This window comes from Dyella humi (assembly GCF_044904605.1).
In the GTDB taxonomy this organism is placed as follows: domain Bacteria; phylum Pseudomonadota; class Gammaproteobacteria; order Xanthomonadales; family Rhodanobacteraceae; genus Dyella_B; species Dyella_B humi.
The window spans coordinates 53237-72780 of sequence record NZ_JADIKI010000021.1 but is presented as its reverse complement, the minus strand read 5'-3'; the positions used below and the strand labels follow the sequence as shown (position 1 = coordinate 72780).

Annotated in this window: 9 protein-coding genes; 4 read left to right on the top strand and 5 right to left on the bottom strand. The window is 57.5% G+C overall.

Going from position 1 to position 19544, the window contains the following annotated elements:
* The first annotated feature begins 482 nt into the window (after positions 1 to 482).
* Positions 483 to 8720, top strand: a complete 8238-nt coding sequence (locus ISP18_RS01165; protein WP_380016197.1) for a beta-1,3-glucanase family protein — start codon at positions 483 to 485, stop codon at positions 8718 to 8720.
* 205 nt (positions 8721 to 8925) lie between these two features.
* A complete protein-coding gene (locus tag ISP18_RS01160) occupies positions 8926 to 9381 on the top strand; it encodes a nuclear transport factor 2 family protein (protein WP_380016195.1) in 456 nt (151 codons plus the stop codon).
* A 97-nt stretch (positions 9382 to 9478) separates the two neighbouring features.
* Here ISP18_RS01160 and ISP18_RS01155 read toward each other — a convergent pair whose 3' ends face one another.
* The 4 genes from ISP18_RS01155 to ISP18_RS01140 all read right to left on the bottom strand — a co-directional run bounded on the left by ISP18_RS01155 (position 9479) and on the right by ISP18_RS01140 (position 12088).
* Positions 9479 to 9901 (bottom strand): VOC family protein, encoded by a 423-nt coding sequence (locus ISP18_RS01155; protein ID WP_380016193.1) that lies wholly within the window; start codon positions 9899 to 9901, stop codon positions 9479 to 9481.
* Positions 9902 to 10037: 136 nt separating this feature from the next.
* On the bottom strand, positions 10038 to 10595 hold the full coding sequence (locus tag ISP18_RS01150) for a hypothetical protein (protein WP_380016191.1): 558 nt from the start codon (positions 10593 to 10595) through the stop codon (positions 10038 to 10040).
* A gap of 6 nt (positions 10596 to 10601) precedes the next feature.
* On the bottom strand, positions 10602 to 11150 hold the full coding sequence (locus ISP18_RS01145; protein ID WP_380016189.1) for a hypothetical protein: 549 nt from the start codon (positions 11148 to 11150) through the stop codon (positions 10602 to 10604).
* Positions 11151 to 11155: 5 nt separating this feature from the next.
* Positions 11156 to 12088: an RHS repeat-associated core domain-containing protein gene (locus ISP18_RS01140; protein WP_380016187.1), complete on the bottom strand. Its 933-nt coding sequence runs from the start codon at positions 12086 to 12088 to the stop codon at positions 11156 to 11158.
* A gap of 334 nt (positions 12089 to 12422) precedes the next feature.
* Here ISP18_RS01140 and ISP18_RS01135 point away from each other — a divergent pair, with 334 nt between their 5' ends.
* Both ISP18_RS01135 and ISP18_RS01130 read left to right on the top strand, forming a co-directional pair.
* Positions 12423 to 12731, top strand: coding sequence for a hypothetical protein (locus ISP18_RS01135; protein WP_380016185.1), 309 nt, complete (start codon positions 12423 to 12425; stop codon positions 12729 to 12731).
* Between the two features lie 498 nt (positions 12732 to 13229).
* Positions 13230 to 16553: a hypothetical protein gene (locus tag ISP18_RS01130; protein WP_404559236.1), complete on the top strand. Its 3324-nt coding sequence runs from the start codon at positions 13230 to 13232 to the stop codon at positions 16551 to 16553.
* Positions 16554 to 16629: 76 nt separating this feature from the next.
* On the opposite strand, the gene galA is transcribed toward ISP18_RS01130, so the two are convergent.
* Positions 16630 to 19173, bottom strand: a complete 2544-nt coding sequence (gene galA, locus ISP18_RS01125) for a beta-galactosidase GalA (RefSeq protein WP_380016181.1) — start codon at positions 19171 to 19173, stop codon at positions 16630 to 16632.
* Between the last annotated feature and the right edge of the window lie 371 nt (positions 19174 to 19544).

Genomic DNA, 19544 nt, shown 5'->3' with positions numbered 1-19544 from the left:
ACTTCGAAAGGATATGTGGATACCGATGCCAAGAAGAAAAAAGGAAAAGCAATCGCGTTGGAATTTTCAACTCAGAAAGATGGGCATCGAACGTCTTATTTGTCTTTTTTATTTCAGTTTCGAAATTTAGACATCTAAATGAGCAATGCATCTCAATACGCAAAGCTCTACCCGAAAGAGTGCGTAAAAAGTTTCCTTTTTGCATTGCGATGGTCGTGAGCAGCGCGGATGATGCGACCCCTGAGTGGCCTGGGATGACAATCTCAGTGACACGAGCCGCGAAAGTACCTGATGTGTGGCCGTCATTCCCGCGAAAGCGGGAATGACGGCCATGTGGGTTACGCGGTTATAGCGATTCTCAATTCAGAAGCTCGAGCTTTCTAGCAGGGGAGATGACGGTGATACTGCATGCTTGCCGTACTTGGGAAGTTGGAACCAGACGCGATGCATCCATAGCGGCAGGCGGCGTACGGACGCTCTTCATGATGCTTCTTGTACTGCTGGCGTTGGTGAGTGCTAGTTACGCCAATGCCCAGCAAGTAGAGCCGACACTGCCCATCTCGCAGCGCTCCACGATCAATCTCGCCGCGGGCGTTCCACAGTACATCGGGAACGCAAGCTCGACGTCGAATGCCCCGCAGAGTAACTGGTGGTTCGAGAACAGTAATAATTCGACAGCCTACTCAACGCCTGGCTTCAGCGAGAGTTCCGATACCAGCGCCACCTGGGCGCAAGTGGGCTTGCCCTTCGACGCCAATATCTCGCGCACCTTCATCAACCAGGCGTCCGGCGGCGGCCAAGGGTCTTTGACGGGCAACAACAACTGGTACCGTCTGCATTTCAAGGTGGATCCGAAGTACGCAGGTCAGAAGTTTCTACTGAACATTGAGGGATCGCACACCGGTATCCAGGTCTTTATAAACGGTACGTTGCTGCGCGGCGTCAGCGCGGTGGCTGCCGATGCGCAGGCTACCCACGTGGTGGGTTTCGTACCGGTGATCGTCGACCTGACACCGTATATCACCGCGGACGGCAAAACGGACAATGTCATTGCCATCGATGTCTCGCGCGGGGCCTCGTGGTTTGAGCAGCCGAACTTTTCCGGCGCTTTCCGTTTCGGCCAGGCCATGGCGGGATTGTTCCGCAACGTGAAGCTGTACGTCACAAATCCAGTTCATATCCCGCAGAACGTTTATTCGAATCAGAAGACCTGGGGTACCTACGTCGGAACGGTATCGGAGGTTCCTGCCGCGCAGGGCACTGCTACGGCCGCTTCGGCGGTCGTTGATGTGCAAACCAATGTGGTGAATGAGACGTCGGCGGGGCAGCAGGTCACCTTGACGACGCAGATCGTGGACGCAAAGGGCAACGTGGTTGTCACTGCGCCGCCGGTTACGCAAACCGTGCCGGCTATGACGGCCAGTACGTTTCCATCCGGCGCCACGCCGATGTTCGATCAGAAGATTACGGTTCCCAACCCAACGTTGTGGTATCCGAATAATGCAACCTGTGGAACGCCCGCGGTGTCGTGCGGGTCGCCTTATCTGTACAAGGTCTACCACATCGTCAGCGTGAACGGAGTCGTGGTCGATTCGACACAGGACACGCTGGGCATTCGCACGATTACGTGGGATGCAAACTTCCCTTACTTCAATGGTCATCCCGTCTATCTTTGGGGCGGATCGGGCCGTTACGACTATCCGGCGCTTGGTTCGTCGGTTCCCGACGAGCAGGTTTGGCGCGACATGGCGCAGATCGCGGCGCAAGGCGGCAACGTATGGCGCCCTGGCCACTCGACCAGCAGTGCGGAGTTGGTAGCCGCCGCGGATGCCTACGGCATCATGATCGACCAGCCTAGCGGCGATGGTGAGGGCTACTGGAATGCCAGCTCCAATCCGACGGCTGACGATCTTGAGCTGAAGCAGGAACTGCATCGCGACATGATCATTCGCGACCGCAGCCATCCGTCCATTCTCGATTGGGAGAGGGATAACGGTGGCATGAATACGGCGCTCGCCAGCGAACTCGGGACCATCGAAACGACGTGGGACAACATCAATCCGCGCGGCAGTGCCGATCGCACGTATAGCCCCTCATTCGGTTTGATCGACGAATGCGACGGCGCCGGCTGCGAAGCCGGTAACAAGCAGCAGAATCCGAATAATCCGGCCTTTGGCGCCGAGTATTGGGACAACATGGGCACCGGTCGCGGCCTTGCCTATGACTATGAGCTTGCGTTTGCAGCGCCGTATCTTGACGACTGGCGGAAGGGAAGGGCGGCCAATGCCTTCGGCATGGCGCAATGGTATTTCGCCGAGTCGCCGGGCGAGATCAGTCTGTGGGCCGAGTATCAGAACCAGCCCAACATGGTGAACTTCGTGCGCTCGCTGGGTTACTCCTCGACCGACGCGAATCGTTTCCCCCGCTTGCTTTACTACATCTATCAGGCGAACTGGATTCCGTATTCGGTGCAGCCAGTCGTTCACCTGGCGCATCACTGGAATCGCGCCTACGAGTACACCGCAGGGACTCCGATTCAGGAGAATGCATTCAGCAACTGTCCGTCGGTGCGCTTGCTTATCAACGGCGTTCCCAACGATCCGGTCACGGGTACATTGCTTGCGGATCAGGTGCCCAATCCCTGGAACGTCAATTCCAGCTCGGATCTGACGCAGAACACCACGGTCATGCCGGGGCAGGTTCACTGGATGGTGAACTGGGCGCCTGGCACGGTCACCGCGCAATGCTTGGATGCGAATGGCAATCCGGTTTCAGGAGTGAGCGATACGCGCACGACTGCAGGGACTGAGAGCAAAATTGTGCTCAGCGTTGTTCCTGACGTGACCAAACCGGACGGCACGAGTTTTCAGTGGACAGCCAATGGTTCGGATGCAGCCTTTGTGGTTGCGCAGGTGGAGGACGCCAATGGCAACCTTGTGCCGACGGCAAAGGACAACGTCACGTTCTCCGTCAGCGGACCCGCAACGTACATGGGCGGCACGCAGCAGCTGGTAGCCGATCCATCCTGGACCAACTACTACCAGGATGCCTTCTCCCAAGCGAACAGCACGGTGATTCAGGGATTGCCCTACGCCTTCTTCCACTCGCCCGGCGATCCGGAACTGAACTTCGAAGGCGGATTGCAGAAGATTGCCCTGCGCAGCACATTTACGCCCGGAACCGTCACCGTGACGGCGAGTGCGCCTGGATTGGCAAGCGGCAGTGTTACGTTGAGCTCGACGGCACCGGTGGCTTCGTCGCAATCGCAGGCTCCGGTCATCATTGTTCCTCCCGTGAGCCAGGCAACCACGTCGGGCTTCCCGGCGACCTTCAGCGTCGTGGCCTCAGGTTCGGGCACGCTCAGCTATCAGTGGTCTGACGCGAACGGCCCGATCGCCGGCGCAACCAGCGCCACGTACACCACGCCGGCAACGACCGCCGCAAACAATGGCGACACCTTTACGGTGACGATTACCAGCAGCTCGGGTTTGGGGACGGTGACATCGACGCCAGTCACCCTCAGTGTCGATGCGCCCGCCAACGTGGTCATCACCACACAGCCGGCTTCCCAGGCTGTGGTGGATGGGCAATCGGCCACACTGACGGTGGCAGCGACAGGTTCGCCGACACTTACCTACCAGTGGTATCAGGTTGGCTCAGGCGCCATTTCTGGCGCTAATCAAACGTCGTACACCACACCTGTCTTTACGGCAGCTGGAAGCGCTAGTTTCTATGTTGTGGTTACCAACGCGCTCGGCTCGGTTCAATCCTCGACCGCTGCTGTGACGATCGATGCTGCAACACCGGTGTCCATTGCTACGCAGCCGGCAAGCACCATCGCGCCGATCAATGAGCCCGTTCAATTTACGGCTGTCGTTGCCGGTTCTGCGCCGTACACGTATCAGTGGCAGTTCACGCCTGCAGGTGGCTCCGCCACCATCCTCTCCGGCGGAACGCAGCTGTCGAATACGCTGACCTATACGATCCCCGCGGTGAGTGCCGCAAACGTCGGCACGTACACGGTGACCGTGAATAACGCCGCCAACGCGCCTGTCACCAGCAACGCGGCGCGCATCACGCTCGCGCCGCCAGGCGTCAACTTGGCCCTGAACGCGGTCGCGACCTCAAGCAGTACGCAGAACGCGTGCAATGACGGAACGACAACGCCGCCGTACACGGGCACGGGATGCCTGGGGCCGGAGAATGCCGTCGACGGCAATCTTTCCACACGGTGGGGCTCTGCGACCGCCGGTGCGCCACCTACGCCCGCTGTTCCCGGCGTTGATCCCTCGTGGCTGCAGATCGATTTGGGCTCGGTGCAATCCTTCAATACGGTGATCATCAATTGGGAAAACGCGTACGCGACCCAGTATCAGATCCTCTATACCAATGCGGATCCGAAAACCAATCCGACCTGGAACGTGGCCTACAGCACCAGCGCCGGTGCGGGTGGAACGGAGACGCTCAGCTTCCCAACGGTAAATGCACGCTATGTCCGGCTGAACGGGATACAGCGCGCGACCCAGTATGGCTACTCGGTCTATGAGTTCCAGGTCTACAACGTGCCGCAATGTGGCGGCGCCTCGGAGCGATATACCGTCAACGCGTCGAACGCCAGCCTGGTGAAGGACAATCTGACCGGCTTGACCTGGACTCGCACCGTCATGACGGACACAACGCCTGGCTCACAGTTCACCGGCGTGAATGCGCAGACCTATTGCGCGGGCATCAATATGCGTCTGGCTACGCAGTCGGAAGCGCAGAGCATCGGTGGCGTGAATAATTCCACCTGCGCCTTTTCAGGAACCTGGAGCACGTGGACGTCGACGGTCGATCCGAACGATTCCTCGAAATCCGCGGTGGTGAACTTCGATGGCACGTCGGCCTATCAAGTGACCAACAACTATCCTGGCGCAACGCTGTGCACCTCTGGCACCGACGCTGGAGCGGCGCCGACTATTACGGCGCAGCCAAGCAATCAGGCAGTAGCCGTTGGACAAACGGCAAGCTTCAGCGTGACGGCGACCGGCCTTGGCAGCTTGAGCTACCAGTGGTTCAAGAACGGAAACGCCATTGCAGGGGCAACGTCATCCAGCTACACGACACCGGCTACCACGGCGGCCGACAACGGTGCGGTCTTTAGCGTGGCTATCGGCGACGTGTTTGGTACGACCAACAGCAATACCGCCACACTCACCGCGCAAGCGAATAGCTGCAGCGCTGTTCCGAGTGCGCCGGGAACCCTGGCTGCAGGCGCCAACGGCTCCAACCAAGTGAACCTGACGTGGGGCGCGAGCACGGCGGCAAGCGCTTGTACTGTCAGTTACACCGTCTATCGCAGCGCCGTTGCCGGGTTCATCCCCTCCAATGTAAACCAGATAGCCACCACGGCAGGAACCACCTACTCGGATACGAGCGTGGCTGCCGCCAGCACCTATTACTACATCGTCGAAGCTAGCGATGCGGCCGGCGCTTCAACGGCCTCCAACACCGCCACGGTGACGACGTCTACCTCCACCTGCACGACGAACTGCACCAGTCCGGATGCCATTGCGATCAGCGCGGGTGGCCCTGGCGCTGGCTATTTCGCCGCCGATGAAGATTTCAATGGCGGCACGGCATCGGGCACCAATGCGACGATCAATATCAATGGGGTGACCAATCCGGCTCCCGAATCGGTCTACCAGAATCAACGCTTCGGCAACTTCACCTACACGCTTCCTGGCCTCACGCCAGGTACCAGCTACGTGGTGCGTCTGCACTTCGACGAGTTCTACTGGACGAAGGCGGGGCAGCGCGTCTTCAACGTCACCATCAACGGCACGCAGGTGTTGACCAACTTCGATGTCTTCGCGGCTGCCGGTGGGCAGGACATTGCGATTGCCGAGCAATTTACGGCGACGGCCAACGCGCAGGGGCAGATCGTGCTCCAGTTCGCTACGGTCAAGGACAATGCCGAGGTCAACGGCATCGAAGTTGAAAACGCGACGGCTACGAATACGCCGCCCAATGCGCCGTCGAAGCTGGCGGCAACCGTGGCTTCCTCCAGTCAGATCAACCTGAGCTGGACGGCCTCGGCGACGTCGGGAGTGACGTATACGGTGTTCCGTAACGGAACGGCGGTGAGCAATGGCCTGACCGGAACAACCTATAGCGACACGGGCCTGACATCCTCCACCACGTACTCCTACACGATCGAAGCGGTCGATTCGGTGGGTACGTCGATGGCCTCCAACACTGCCACGGCAACCACATTCGATGTCGACTGCGTCTCGGGGTGTGGCTCGGATGTGCTTGCGATCAGCGCTGGCGGTCCTGCAGCGGGTTCCTACGCTGCCGATGAGGACTTCAACGGTGGCGCGGCATCCGGTACAGGCGCAACGATCAATATCGCTGGCGTGACGAATCCCGCTCCCCAGTCGGTCTATCAGCACCAACGTGTCGGCAATAACTTCAGCTATACGCTGCCCGGTCTGACTGCTGGAGCCAACTACGTGGTGCGTCTGCACTTCGACGAGTTCTATTGGACCAAAGCGGGGCAGCGCGTATTCAATGTGAGCATCAACGGCACGCAGGTGTTGAGTAACTTCGACATCATTGCGACGGCCGGGGGCCAGGACATTGCGATCGTCGAGCCCTTTACGGCGACCGCCAATGCGCAAGGGCAGATCGTGCTTCAGTTCACCACGATCACGGATAACGCGGTGATCAACGGCATCGAAGTGGTCGCGCCTCCCATCGGCTCACCGAGTAGCCTGACTGCGACATCCGTTTCTGCCAGTCAGATCAACTTGAACTGGACGGCTTCGTCAGCCTCTGGCGTGGTCTACGACGTCTTCCGCAGCACGACGTCCGGCTTTACGCCTTCCAGCGCCAATCAAATTGCCACGGCAACCAGCACCAGCTATTCGGATACGGGCCTTGCGGTAAACACGACGTACTACTACGTGGTCGAGGCGTCCAACACCTCCGGCACGTCGGCCCCGGCTTCGCAAGCCAGCGCCACGACGATCGCGATTCCGGATGCACCTGCGAACCTGACGGCAACGTCGGCTTCTTCCAGTGAAGTCGACTTGAGCTGGACCGCATCGGCAACGTCCGGCGTTACGTACACGGTGGTTCGCAATGGTGTCGCCGTCGCGAATGGCCTGAGTGGCACCTCGTATAGCGATACGGGTTTGACGGCCTCGACCACGTACTCCTACGCCGTCGAGGCGGTCAATGCGGCCGGTGCTTCGCCAGCGTCCAACACCGCCGTCACGACGACGTCGGCGTCGCCGACGGCAACGGCGCCCGTCATTACCACGGTGCCAACCAGTCAAACGGTCACGATCGGGCGGACTGCTACATTCTCCGTGGTTGCCAGTGGCACTTCACTGACTTATCAGTGGTACAAGAATGGTGCGGTCATCACAGGGGCAACCAGCGCGAGCTACACCACGCCGGGTACCACTTATGCCGATAACACCAGCACGTTCACGGTCGCAGTCAGTAACTCAGCGGGCTCTGCTAACTCTTCAGCAGCCACGCTGAGCGTCAATCTTGCGCCCAGCTACACGGTCGTTCCTGGTGTCATCGTCACTGATCTCAACAACAACACTAACGGCACATGGGCAGACAACCAGATCTATGTCGAGATCCTGGGCAACGATCCTGCCACCGGAGCGCTCTCCTGGGTTAACTACGACGGCACCATTACGCCGGCCAATGTCGCGGACAACACGGCTGCCAACGCAGTGGTCGCACCGAACGGACAGACGTATCCTAACTACGCGTTCACGCTTGCTCAGAGCCATCAACTCAAGCTGCCGCCGCTGACTGCCGGACGTATCTACATTTCCGAAGGCAGCCCGCTTTATATGTCGATCGTGGCCGGTGCGAATGGCAACAACGGATACGCCGGACCCAACCCGCTCAACAACACCGATCCGAATATCAACGTCCACTACGATTGGTACGAGTTCACCTACGGCGCGAACGGCGGCATCTTTATCAACACCACCCAGGTCAATCAGTTCGGCTTGCCGCTTCTGCTGGATGTGTGGGGGTCCAATGAGACCTACCACATGCAGGTGGGTATCAACGAGTCGATCGCAAACCTTGACCAGGAATACATCAGTCAGACGCCGGCAGTATTCCATACGCCTGCGCCGAACAACCTGCGCATTCTCTCGCCCGCGGAAACCACTTTCGGTACGGGTGGAGCGAATGGAAACTACTTTGATAGTTACATCGCAAGCGCATGGGCGAAGTACACCACCACGCCTCTGACGCTAACCCTCAACGGTCGTCAATTTACCGGCACTACCTCTGGATCGACCTTTACCTTTACAGAGGTCAATCCGGCTGCGGCCAATGCTGGAGAGACCTTTGTCGTCCAACAACCGTCCACGCAGGACGTGTTGGAGTGTGCCGGAACGATGGCCAGCGGCGTTGCGGGAAGTTCGCCCCAGCAACAGGACGAGAACGCCATCCAGTTGCAGTTGCAAAACCAGATCTGCGCGGCGACGAACCGTGGTGTACTGCTGCTTACATCCACGAACTGGGCGACTGCTTCAACCTACTATCAATCCTCGCCAGCCAACTTCTATTCGCAGTTCTGGCATCAGCACTCGGTCAGTGGACTGGCATACGGCTTCTCGTATGACGACAACAACAACCAGAGCACAACCATCGTGACGCAACAGCCAGAGCACATGGCATTCGGCATTGGTTGGTAGTGTTTTGTGGTGTGCGGGGGTTTGTGAGATCCCTGCTGCGCGGCTGCCAGATCAAGGCAGCCGCGCCACCTTTTTGCAGTCTCAACAGATCGAGCAGAGAGCTGCAAGTTTGTAGTGACGCACGTGCCCCTATGACTTCCGGGTCATTGCTTTACCGGATTTCGTGGCTACCTTGCACAAGGACACCAGACATTGGAGGTGGACAATGCGGGTATCACACTGGAAATGGGCGATTTGCGCAGCTGCGTTGATCGCGGCTTCGGCACAGGCAGGGCAGGAAGTCGGTGACTATAGCGGCCTGCCTCAGGATCTTGCCGCTGCCGCGACAGCCTATGATCTCGCGCAATTCAAATCCGACCGGTCAGAACTCGAACGGCTCTTGGCCGATGACTACACGCTGGCCGGTACAAGCGGCAAAAATCAGACCAAGGCAGAGTTCATCGCCGATGCGGTAGCGCCGGGAAGCAAGACCACCTATGTCGCCATCAGCCAACAGGTGCGTAAAGTATGGTCGAACGGTGCCGTGCTTGGCGGAATGGTCGATGCCAAGGGATTCAATCATGGCAAGGCATATGCGATTCGAGGCCGCTTCGTCGATGTCTGGGCAAAACGCAATGGCCGCTGGCAGGTGATCTTTACCCAGTTTCACTACGTCCAGTGAGAACACTGGAATACCGCTACTTTTAGCAAGTTAAGGAAGAGGGCGACGCTCGGTGTTGCAGTCGAATGCCGGCGCACCGCGTTTGTGGTGCTGGCGCTCAGCTGAGCTCCTGGGCGAGTCCGATGAGAAGCCCTTCAGGCCCGCGAATGTAGCAGAGCCGATACGCGTCTTTATAACGCACTACTTCGCCTACGAGCTGCGCGCCGTGCTTGCGGAGCTTCTCGAGCGTCTCGTCGATGTCGTCCACGGCAAACATGACGCGTAGATAGCCCAGAGCATTCACCGGGGCGTTCCGGTGATCCGCCACGTTGGGCGGCGTGAGAAAGCGGGAGAGCTCGAGCCGGCCGTGACCGTCGGGGGTGCGCATCATGGCAATCTCGACGCGCTGATCGCCCAATCCGGTGACACGTCCGGCCCATTCTCCTTCGATCGTGGCCCGCCCTTCGAGCTCGAGGCCGACGTCGCGAAAGAAATCAATCGTCGCTGTGAGGTCATCGACGACGATTCCTACGTTGTCCATTCGTTTAAGCCCCATGTTTCGAATCTACAAGACGTCCTCTGTTCTGACAACGGAGAAAGGAAAAGTAATCTGCCCCCTTTTCTCTGATGGATATTTGGCTCAACCAAGCATGGAAACCAACATACGTGGGTTTGGATCAATTCAACTTGAGCCCAATCTCACTCACGAGAACCAAGTTATAGGTGCTCAATAGCTTCCCAGCATCATTCCAATCCTGGATCTTTATCGATGTCACAACACCCGCTGGACTGACGTCATATTGATAGGCCTCAACAAGCTTGTTCACGTCAACATGCGGTGAGCAACCTGTTCGGGTAATCATTGAGCATGTTGCGGAGCCATGCCATCCCCCATTTGCGAGTCGCTTAATTACTATCCTGGGCCCATCTGAATATTCTGCAGAATGCTCTGTGCCCTTTGGGATGGCGAATACCAATCCGGCGATGGATCGGCATTTGAACGCGCGGGATGAACAATTTTCAATTGGCCCATCGACCTGCGGCATGTCATTGGCGGGATTTTTTACGTCGCGGATTGCCGTGCCTATGATGGCGTTATTTCCTTCTATGCCAATAAAGTAACCTTGTTGCTTATCCACATACCGTATCGGGCAGGTGAGATCACTAATCGTATCAATGTTATTATCGAAGCACAAAGCGCTAGCAACAAACAGGATCATCGCCACAACAGTCATTGGGGGTCAATTCAACTTGAGTCCACTCTCACTCACGAGGACCAAGTTATAGGTGCTCAATAGCTTCCCAGCATCATTCCAATTCTGAATTTTTACCGATGTCACAACACCTGCTGGATTGACGTCGTATTGATAGGCCTCAACGAGCTTGTTCACGTCAACATTGGGTGAGCAACCTGTGCTGGTGACCATTGAGCACATTGCAGAGCCGTGCCATCCGCCATTCGCGACTCGCTGAACGGATATCCGTGGCCCTTCTGTATATTCTGCAGAATGGCCTGCACCCGTCGGGATAACAAATACCAAATAACCGCCGATAGTTCGACACTTAAACGCGCGGGACGAACAGTTTTCAATAGGCCCATCGACTTGCGACACATCATGAGCGGGATTTTTTACGGCGTCACGTGCGGTGCCGATTATGACGTTATTTTTTTCGATGCCAAGAAAATAACCTTGCTGCTTATCAACATACCGTATCGAGCAGCCAAGATCCCCGATCGAATCGATGGGAAGGCTACACAAAGCGCTGGTAACAGCCAGGACCATCGCCATAGCATTCATTGGTTTGGCCCCAAAAAGGAAGTCGCTGCAGCGTTATAAGAGTCTTGATGAGCATCTTGATCGGCACCCATCTGCAACAATCCGCGCCATCCAAGAGCGTTCCGTTCCTCGCGACTTCGATGGATTCCCTCATGTAAAAAATAAAACTCTTGCGTCCTCTCTGCATTGCCGACGACCGTGCGCCCCGGCTGCAGGCCAGCCTGCTCAACGGTGGTCGTGTTGCCCTGTGTATCCATAGCCCCAGATTCCACGGGATCAGCTCTTATTATGCGTCCTGCCAAGTTCTGGGCCACCGAAGTCCCTGCAATAGAAAATGAATAGGTCTTGCCGCCGCTCTGAAACGAGATATCCGCGGTCTTCCCGGAACTGGCCGCCGCGTTGACTGCCTTTGTCAGAGCCGTTTCTAATCCTGCGTACGTTTTATGGTCCTCGGCAGTTGCATTCCTAGTTACAAGCTTGCCATTCTGCTGCGTGACTACTTTGTCGATCTGACATGTGTACGTCTTATTGGTTTGCGTGCAGGTACTTCCATCGGGATCGATGTGATCAACTGGGTTGTTGTTGACGTAATCGTATCGGTTGAAGCTAAAGGTGTTACCTGCCGTAGGTACGACAGGATCAACACTGAGAAAATGCCCGGTTACTGGATCGTAGTACCTGTGCTGCATGTAGATGAGATTGGTCTCGGGGTCATCCACATGTCCCGTGTATCCAGGTCCATTGGGTGGCGTACCCATCGCTATGCTGCCATATGGCGTGTAATCAAACGTCGCCGTGATGTTGCCTTGGGCATCCGTCTCCGCCAAGGGAGTGCCTTGGGGATCGGTATAGACGTAAGTGACAGTGCCGTTTTGTTGGGCGTGAGCGAATCCACTCACCAGAAGCGCTAGCACGCAACCGGTGCCGACGACTACTCGACTGATAACCATCCGTTGTCCCCCTGTCCGTTACCCGCTCCGACATGGCGGGCGCGTTATCCTGATGAGAACAATATTGGGGAGAGGCGTCAAGCTCCTGCGAGCCGGCATCACACTCAGATTGTCCTTATCCTATTGGGCGACGAATGCCCAAGGTGCGGACCAGGGAAAAGGCTCGGACTACTTTTCCTTGTTCTTCTCATGCCAGATGAAAGTGGCACTGGATGGTTTGTGCGATGCCAAAATGCTGAAAGTGCCATCTTGTACAACACAGCTAAAGTCCAGTCTCATTTTGCCGATAAGTCGTATGCCGTAAAAGGCGTAACCTTTCCTTGGAGAGAAAATCATGTCCATACAGGCAATCAGCAGTCAGCCGACTACCGTTGCGACCTCGGGCACCAGCGCCACTACCACCACGCAATCGGCCCCCGCTGTATCGGCCCCCGCTGTGCAGCCGAGTAGTAGTAACAAGGCAACGTCGTCATCGTCATCATCTTCCGATAAGGTCAGCATTAGCAGCGCCGCGCACGCCGCCTTCCACGCCGCCCTCGCCGAGGCGACGGAAACCTCTGTACAGACTGCTCAGGAAGCAAGTCGCGGCGACCTTCAAGCACAGCGTCTAGCTGCGAAGGAAAAGGCTGCGAAAGGTACCTGATGCTTAAGCATTTTGCATACCAAGGGGCGCGTGAGATCGACGAAGCCGTGTTCACGATGCGAATGCATCAAGGCGACTAACCGCTGCGACCACTTGTTAGTACCGAGCTGCCTGGCCTGGTCGGCCAGAGATAGAACGCCAGCTCCATCTCGCGATGTCAACAAACACTCGAACAGTCAGTTTTGCAAAAATCCCTCGCGCGGATGCATCCGTTCTATCAACCAAATTTACGGCTAACAATTTTACGTAACCTTCACGCTGCGAGAGCGGAGGGAATTGTAGAGTCGGTGGGAAGTCAGGGGACCGTTCCGAGATTTTGAAGCCTTCAAGCTCGGGGACGAGAAAGAAAGGGGCATGGGAAAGAATAGGGGACTCAATCATCCGGATTGAGTGTTTGACGATCGCGCTCTTCTAGCACCAGCACTAAGTCGCTCAGGTAGCCTGTCGCATGGTTTCGATCCGAAGCTGTTGCATCTTGGGAACCAGAGGAGGTGTGAGATGGCCATCAATGTTTTGGTCGTTATCGACGGTGCTTTCCTGTTCCAAGACAACACTTCAACGCCGGACTTCACCTTTACGACACTGGTGAGCACGCTTAAGGGCGCCGGCTTCCAGGTAACAAAGGCCAACCGCGAAGCCGACCCCAACGCCGACGTCGGTTTCGCCGACTTCAACTTTGCCACCAGCACCAACCTGCTCGACTTCGATGTCATCTGGATGGTCGGCGACGGGGGCTTGAACGACACCGCCCAGCCGCCCGTGCTCGAAGGCACAAAACCGCCCCTCGACGCGACACAGCTCAACGCCATTGCCAATTTCATGGAGCAGGGCGGTGGCGTGTTTGCCGTCGGCGATCATTACAGCCTCGGCTCGGCGATGTGTGGCCAGATTCCGCGGGTGCGGGTGATGCGCAGTTGGTACGGCCAGAACGACACCAGCAAGCCAGCGGATCTGGCCGCGGTTCCCGACAATTTCCCGGTATTCGGCATCGGACGGGCGGATACGACGCTCATCAATCCGTCGGGGATCTATCCAGCGACCGACTCGGTAGGCAATGCCACCGTCACGCCCTACGCCTATTTTGAAAATCAATCGGACGCGCTGCCACAAACCATCACGCCGACTTCGTCACCTGCTCATCCGATCTTGCGGAACAATGGGCACGACGTCACGGTTTATCCAGACCATATGCACGAAGGCGACGCCTTGGACGTGGTCGGTGGCTTCGACTATACGCAGCCATCGCCGTATGGCGATACCTCCAAGGGCGAGTTTCGCGAGATCGCCGGTCATCGCGAAATGCCGCAGATCATTGCCACCGGCAAGACGAAATCGCAAGCCAGTTACTATGTTGGCGACCCCGCGCCATTCGTGCTTGATTCCACGGTCTCCGGCACTTTCAAAGTCAACACGCTCAGCGTTTACGATGGGCGTGTGGCAGGTGTCGGCCGAATCGTTACCGGCTCGACCTTTCATCATTATCTAGACATCAATCTTGTCGGGGCGAGCAACGTCGATACGACGGCGCTCAATAATTTCGTCGGCGGCGACGCTGAAAAGGGGCAGGGCCTGTCAGCCAATGCTGCGGCATTCGCCGATATCCAGGCTGTATACATCAACATCACCAATTGGCTCGCGCGCTCGAAACCGGCGATCAGCCTTATCCTCGAGCGCAGCACCTTCAGCCAGGACGAGGCTACGGCGACACCCAGTTTCCCTGCAGCCATTTTCGTCACGGTCGATGGCCTCAAGCCCAGCCAATTTCCCAACGGCGGTATCACGACACTGTCGCCTTCTTCAACGCAACTGATGCATTGGGCACCAGCTGTCAGCGTCAGTGGTGGCTTTCCCATCACCGTCGTCCCGACCGGGATCGCGAGTGATGATCCAACGCTCTCCGACCGTCTGCAGCGCTTCACCTTCACCTATAAGCTGAATTTCACCGGCAGCGCTTTCACCTTCGGCGGCAACGCCATCACGGTGCCTGTCAGCGCCTCATTGACGACGAGCGCGGTGCCGACGGCGCTAACCGACATGGCGTGGATCGAGCTCATCAAAAGCGCGAACCCTTTCATGCTCGACCTTGCGGACGGAAACACCACGTATTGGCTGAGTTCGGACATCAAGGTGTTTCATGTCGTTGCTGGAGACAGCTTTCAGGGCGTGCATCTGCCCGCCAATGCGACCCGTGCCGATGCGCTGACATTCCTGCGAAATGTTGTGTCCGGCATCAACTCGCACCAGTTCACCACGCTGCCTTCGACCGAGGCCGGATCGGTGCTCAGCGTGGCGGCGATGACCACGAGCCATCCGCCGAAGCTTGTCTACAATTTCGCGCTGGCCCGCGTTCGACTGAGCAGCGCTGGCGGCGATGCCAATCCGGTGCAGGTTTTCTTCAGGACGTTCGTCTCTCAAACCACTGCCGCGCTGACGTATCAGCTTGATGGCAGCGGCATGCCGATGGAAGGCTACCTTCAAACATCGGGTGCAACGCCTATCGATCTTCCCGGTACGCAGAACGGTGGAACGCAATGGCTGTCGTTCCCGTACTTTTCGACGACGCGCGTGGAGCCGCCAAGCTCCCAGACCGACCCCGACAATTCCAAGCTCGTTCAAGCGAGTGTTGGATATCGGATTTATGGCGCGTTGATCGACAACAATCTAAACGATCCCTACCTGCCCCCGACGCCGGTGTCGGGCGGCTCGCCGGTACCCTTGCCGACAATCGTGATGGGTGAGCACCAATGTGTCGTCACCGAGGTTATCTACGCAGGCGCACCGATTCCGAGCGGTGCCAACCCTGCGACGTCCGACAAGATATCCCAGCGCAATCTGGCGATCAGCACTGTCGCCAATCCAGGGTTGAGCGCTTCGCGCGTCGCCATGCACACGTTCGAGATCGAGGCGACGCCAGGCGTGATCTCATCCAATCTTCCGCCTGACGAGTTGCTCTTGGCGTGGTCCAGGGCGATACCTGCCGGCACCTATGTCAACCTCCATATCCCGAGCTGGAATGCTCAGGATGTCGTCGATCTCGCGGATCGCTTCTACGCGCGCCACGAAATTCGTGCGATCGATGCTCATACCATCGAAATCCCCGGTGGTGGTGACCGCTACGTGCCCATCCCCAGAAGTTTGCGCCGCCAGACCGGCGTGTTGTCCGTCCAGCTCCCGCTGGGGATTCGCAAGGGGCAAAGGTTCGACCTATCTGTGCAGCAGATCACCAATCGCGAGCGCGTTGCTCGGCTACCTGCACCACGGGTCGAAAAGATCACGTTGGACCAAGCGAATAAGCTGCTCGCAGATCAATCCTCCGCCGCGTCAAAACAAACGAAAGGAACCCGCGCGGCTAAGGGCGTGTTCGACCTCGGCAATCGTCGATCGCTGGTGACCGACCTGTCGGTGTTCGACGCGTCGGGCGACTACGCGCTGGTCGTCACGCATCCGGACCCCAAGGTGGTGGAAGCGGCACAGTTGGACTCGGGTCGCTGGCGCGAGCCCATTGGCACGTTTCAACTCGGCATTCCCGTATCCACCCAAGGGGAGATGCTGCTCTATCATCTCCAGCTGTTGTCGATCATGAGCTGGCGCGTCGAGCATCTCGATCGAAAGAGCCCCTGGTATCCGACCATGGTCTATTACCTCGCTCTTCTAATCGAAAAGATCCAGGCCCTCGGCGGTAATCCTTATACCGTTCCGCCGACGCCCGACGGCAATATTCCTCAGCTTCATGCGGGTGGCGGGGATGATGATTGTCATGACGAAGACAAGCGGGACGTTGTCATCGTCAACATTTTTCCGCGGGACAAAGATCACAAATAATGAGCGGGTGCGGAGGCTGGTATACGCAGGTTGGCTATCCTGGCCAGCCTGCGTATTGCCAAGGTCAGTATGCTGATCAACCGACGCGCTGAGGTCTCGATGCGGGCTTTCTTGTTCTAATCACCAGCGAGGCAGTGCGTAGTGGGTGTTCAGCCGATTCATCTTCGACGGCCTCGATGAGAACTTGGCCAGCTTCATCCGTCGATTGAACGATGACCTGGGCCAACCCATTGAATAGCGATCGCTTGGGCTCTTTGTCGCTCTCCAAACAGTTGGGATTGCCATTGCCGACGCCGATGAGCTGGCCCGCCCCAGAGATCCGAAACGCGAGTTTGTTGATCGCCGTCGGTACCAGCCGGCCACGTTCATCGAGCGCTTCGACAGTGATGATGGCTACATCCTGCTCGTCTGCAGCGATCTCCGAGCGATCGGCGGTCAAACGGATTTTTTGCGCTGGACCGGTGGTTTCGCGACGCTCGGTCAGGACGATTTGGCCGTTACGACGACCACGTGCCTCGATGACCCCGGGCGTGTAAGCGACCTTCCACTCCACATGCCCCAGATGAGGCACTTTCTTGATGCCGAGACTCTTGCCGTTGAGCAGCAGTTCGACTTCATCGAGATTGGTGTATGCCCAGACGGTAATGTCTTGGCCTTCCTTTCCTTGCCAGTTCCAATGTGGAAACACGTGGAGGCTGGGTTCTTGTCGCCACCAGGCTTTGTAGTAGTAATAATAATCCTTGGGGAAGCCGCATAGATCGACAATCCCGAATTGCGAGCTGATGGAGGGCCAACCATAAGGTGTCGGCTCGCCACGATAGTCGAAGCCTGTCCAGGCGAAGCCCCCCGCCAGCCATTCGCGGGTACCGTAGAAAGTCCACCATTGCTCCGGCGTCTGTCCCCAATCTACAACCCCGTCATAGCTATTGACCGTGTTCTTTGCCTTGTCAGAGGTGTATTCGCCGCGAGTGGAAATAGCGCTGGACGTTTCCGATCCGAATACAGAGCGCTTCGGATGCTTCTTGTGGAAAGCGTCGGGAAAGTCAGTGTGATAGTTGAAACCGATGATATCGAGCGCATCGGATACCCCTTGCTCGTTATCCCCATTGACTGCTGCGGAAACAACGCGGGTGGGATCGAGTTCGTGACAGCGCTCGACCATGGTCGCTGCGATGCTGGCGCCTTGCTTGGCCATATCGCCCTTTTGTAACTTCCACTCTTCGTTGCCGATCGACCAGATGATGATCGAAGGTGAGTTGCGATACCGCTTCACCATGGTTTCGAGCTGTTGCAGACCACTCGGGCTGGAGCTCATCTGACGCGTTTCGCACATCATAAGCATGCCCATGTGGTCGCATGCATCGACCCATTCGGGCGTCGGCATGTTGTGTGACGTGCGCACCGCGTTGCAGCCCATGCCTTGCAGCACGGATATCCGAAACGATTGCAGCCGATCGGGCAGGGCGGCACCGACTCCGGCATGATCCTGGTGATTGCATGTGCCTTGAATCTTGAGCGGCTTGCCATTTAGAAAGAAGCCGCGGTCGGGATCGAACATCGCCGTACGGATGCCGAATGGAATCTGTTCGGCATCGCGCAAACTGCCGTCGACGATGACTTTGACGAGGGCCGTGTAGAGATGAGGCGCGTCAGGCGACCAGAGTGTGGGATTGCCAACGGTCGCTGTGGCCCGATAGTTCATCGATGCATTCGGCGCAATGGTCTGTGCCGCCGATATCGCCCGCGCAACCGTGCGGCCGGTGGCATCTATGATGGTCCATTCGAGCGAGGCATTTACCGGATGCTCGTTCTCATTCTCGATGATCGTCGCGAGGTCTAGGGTGGCCGCATCGCCCTTGACGGTCGGGCGTACCACGCTTTCCCACTTGCCTAGGTGAACCGGATCCATCTTGGTCAACCAGACATGGCGATAGATGCCAGCGCCTTCGTAAAACCAGCCATCGCCGAAACTGGCGTCGACACGCAGGGCGATGTAATTCTTGCCGCCGTAATTGAGGAAGTCGGTGAGGTCGAAGCGGAACGGGGTGTAGCCGTCGTCGTGGCGACCAATGAAGCAACCGTTGACGAACAGCATGACGTCGCGCATCGCACCGTCGAATTCGATCCAGATGCGGCGTCCGCGATCGCTTTCGGGAATCTCAAACATGCGCCGGTACCAGCCGACGCTGGTTGCGGGATAGCGCCGCCCAAGCGGCTTATAACCATGCGAGAGCATTCGGTTGTCTTCGTCCCCCTTGTCGTCGTGCACGAAGGGGAGTTCAACCGCCCAGTCATGTGGAAGATTCAGCTTACGCCAGCCGGCATCATCGAAGTCGGAGGTGGCAATCTTGAACGTGCCCGTCTTCGAAAAATCGCTCTGGCCGAATCCAAAACCGAAATCCTTGGTCGGGTCATCGCCGTTGCCGAGTGCGAACTGCCAGCCGAAATCGAACAGAAGCTGTTCGCGTGGTGCCATGGCTGTCGTGCTTTGCGGTAGCGTCCAGAGCTGCTTTCCAGCCATCTCCTTGCCGTTGCCGGCCCGCACGAAACGCGGCAGAAGGCCGGCGCCGAACAATCCAATACTTGAGATCACGAAGGTGCGGCGTGTGATGTCAGTCATGAGAATCACAATCTCCGAAGGTAAGACCTGCCGACGTCATGGCGAGGATGGTTGCCTATGACGAGGCGGTTGAGCCGGATCGAGCGTTACGTGATGGTTTTGTTGATGACGGAGGGTGCGTGGTGCGAGCGCCTTCCGACGTTGAACGATATCAAAGAAAGCGTTGTTCGTATCGCGCGTTGCAAACCTGCGGCGGATGGTTCGCTGAGTATCGTGATTATTTAAACCCCTTTCCCACGGTGGTCTGATTAGCGTCAAACCTCAGCTATGCCTCACCGTCATCCCGGCGAAAGCCGGGATCCAGTGCCTTCTAAGCGGTTTAAAGTCGCTGGATCCCAGCTTTCGCTGGGATGACGAGCAAGAAGCAGGGA

What these genes read in the sequence shown, in the direction of transcription:
- ISP18_RS01155 (WP_380016193.1), bottom strand. Translation starts at nt 9,901, where the DNA reads ATGGACAACGTAGGAATCGTCGTCGATGACCTCACAGCGACGATTGAT.
- ISP18_RS01140 (WP_380016187.1), bottom strand. Translation starts at nt 12,088, where the DNA reads ATGGTTATCAGTCGAGTAGTCGTCGGCACCGGTTGCGTGCTAGCGCTT.
- ISP18_RS01135 (WP_380016185.1), top strand. Translation starts at nt 12,423, where the DNA reads ATGTCCATACAGGCAATCAGCAGTCAGCCGACTACCGTTGCGACCTCG.
- ISP18_RS01145 (WP_380016189.1), bottom strand. Translation starts at nt 11,150, where the DNA reads ATGGCGATGGTCCTGGCTGTTACCAGCGCTTTGTGTAGCCTTCCCATC.
- galA (WP_380016181.1), bottom strand. Translation starts at nt 19,173, where the DNA reads ATGACTGACATCACACGCCGCACCTTCGTGATCTCAAGTATTGGATTG.
- ISP18_RS01160 (WP_380016195.1), top strand. Translation starts at nt 8,926, where the DNA reads ATGCGGGTATCACACTGGAAATGGGCGATTTGCGCAGCTGCGTTGATC.
- ISP18_RS01165 (WP_380016197.1), top strand. Translation starts at nt 483, where the DNA reads ATGATGCTTCTTGTACTGCTGGCGTTGGTGAGTGCTAGTTACGCCAAT.
- ISP18_RS01130 (WP_404559236.1), top strand. Translation starts at nt 13,230, where the DNA reads ATGGCCATCAATGTTTTGGTCGTTATCGACGGTGCTTTCCTGTTCCAA.
- ISP18_RS01150 (WP_380016191.1), bottom strand. Translation starts at nt 10,595, where the DNA reads ATGACTGTTGTGGCGATGATCCTGTTTGTTGCTAGCGCTTTGTGCTTC.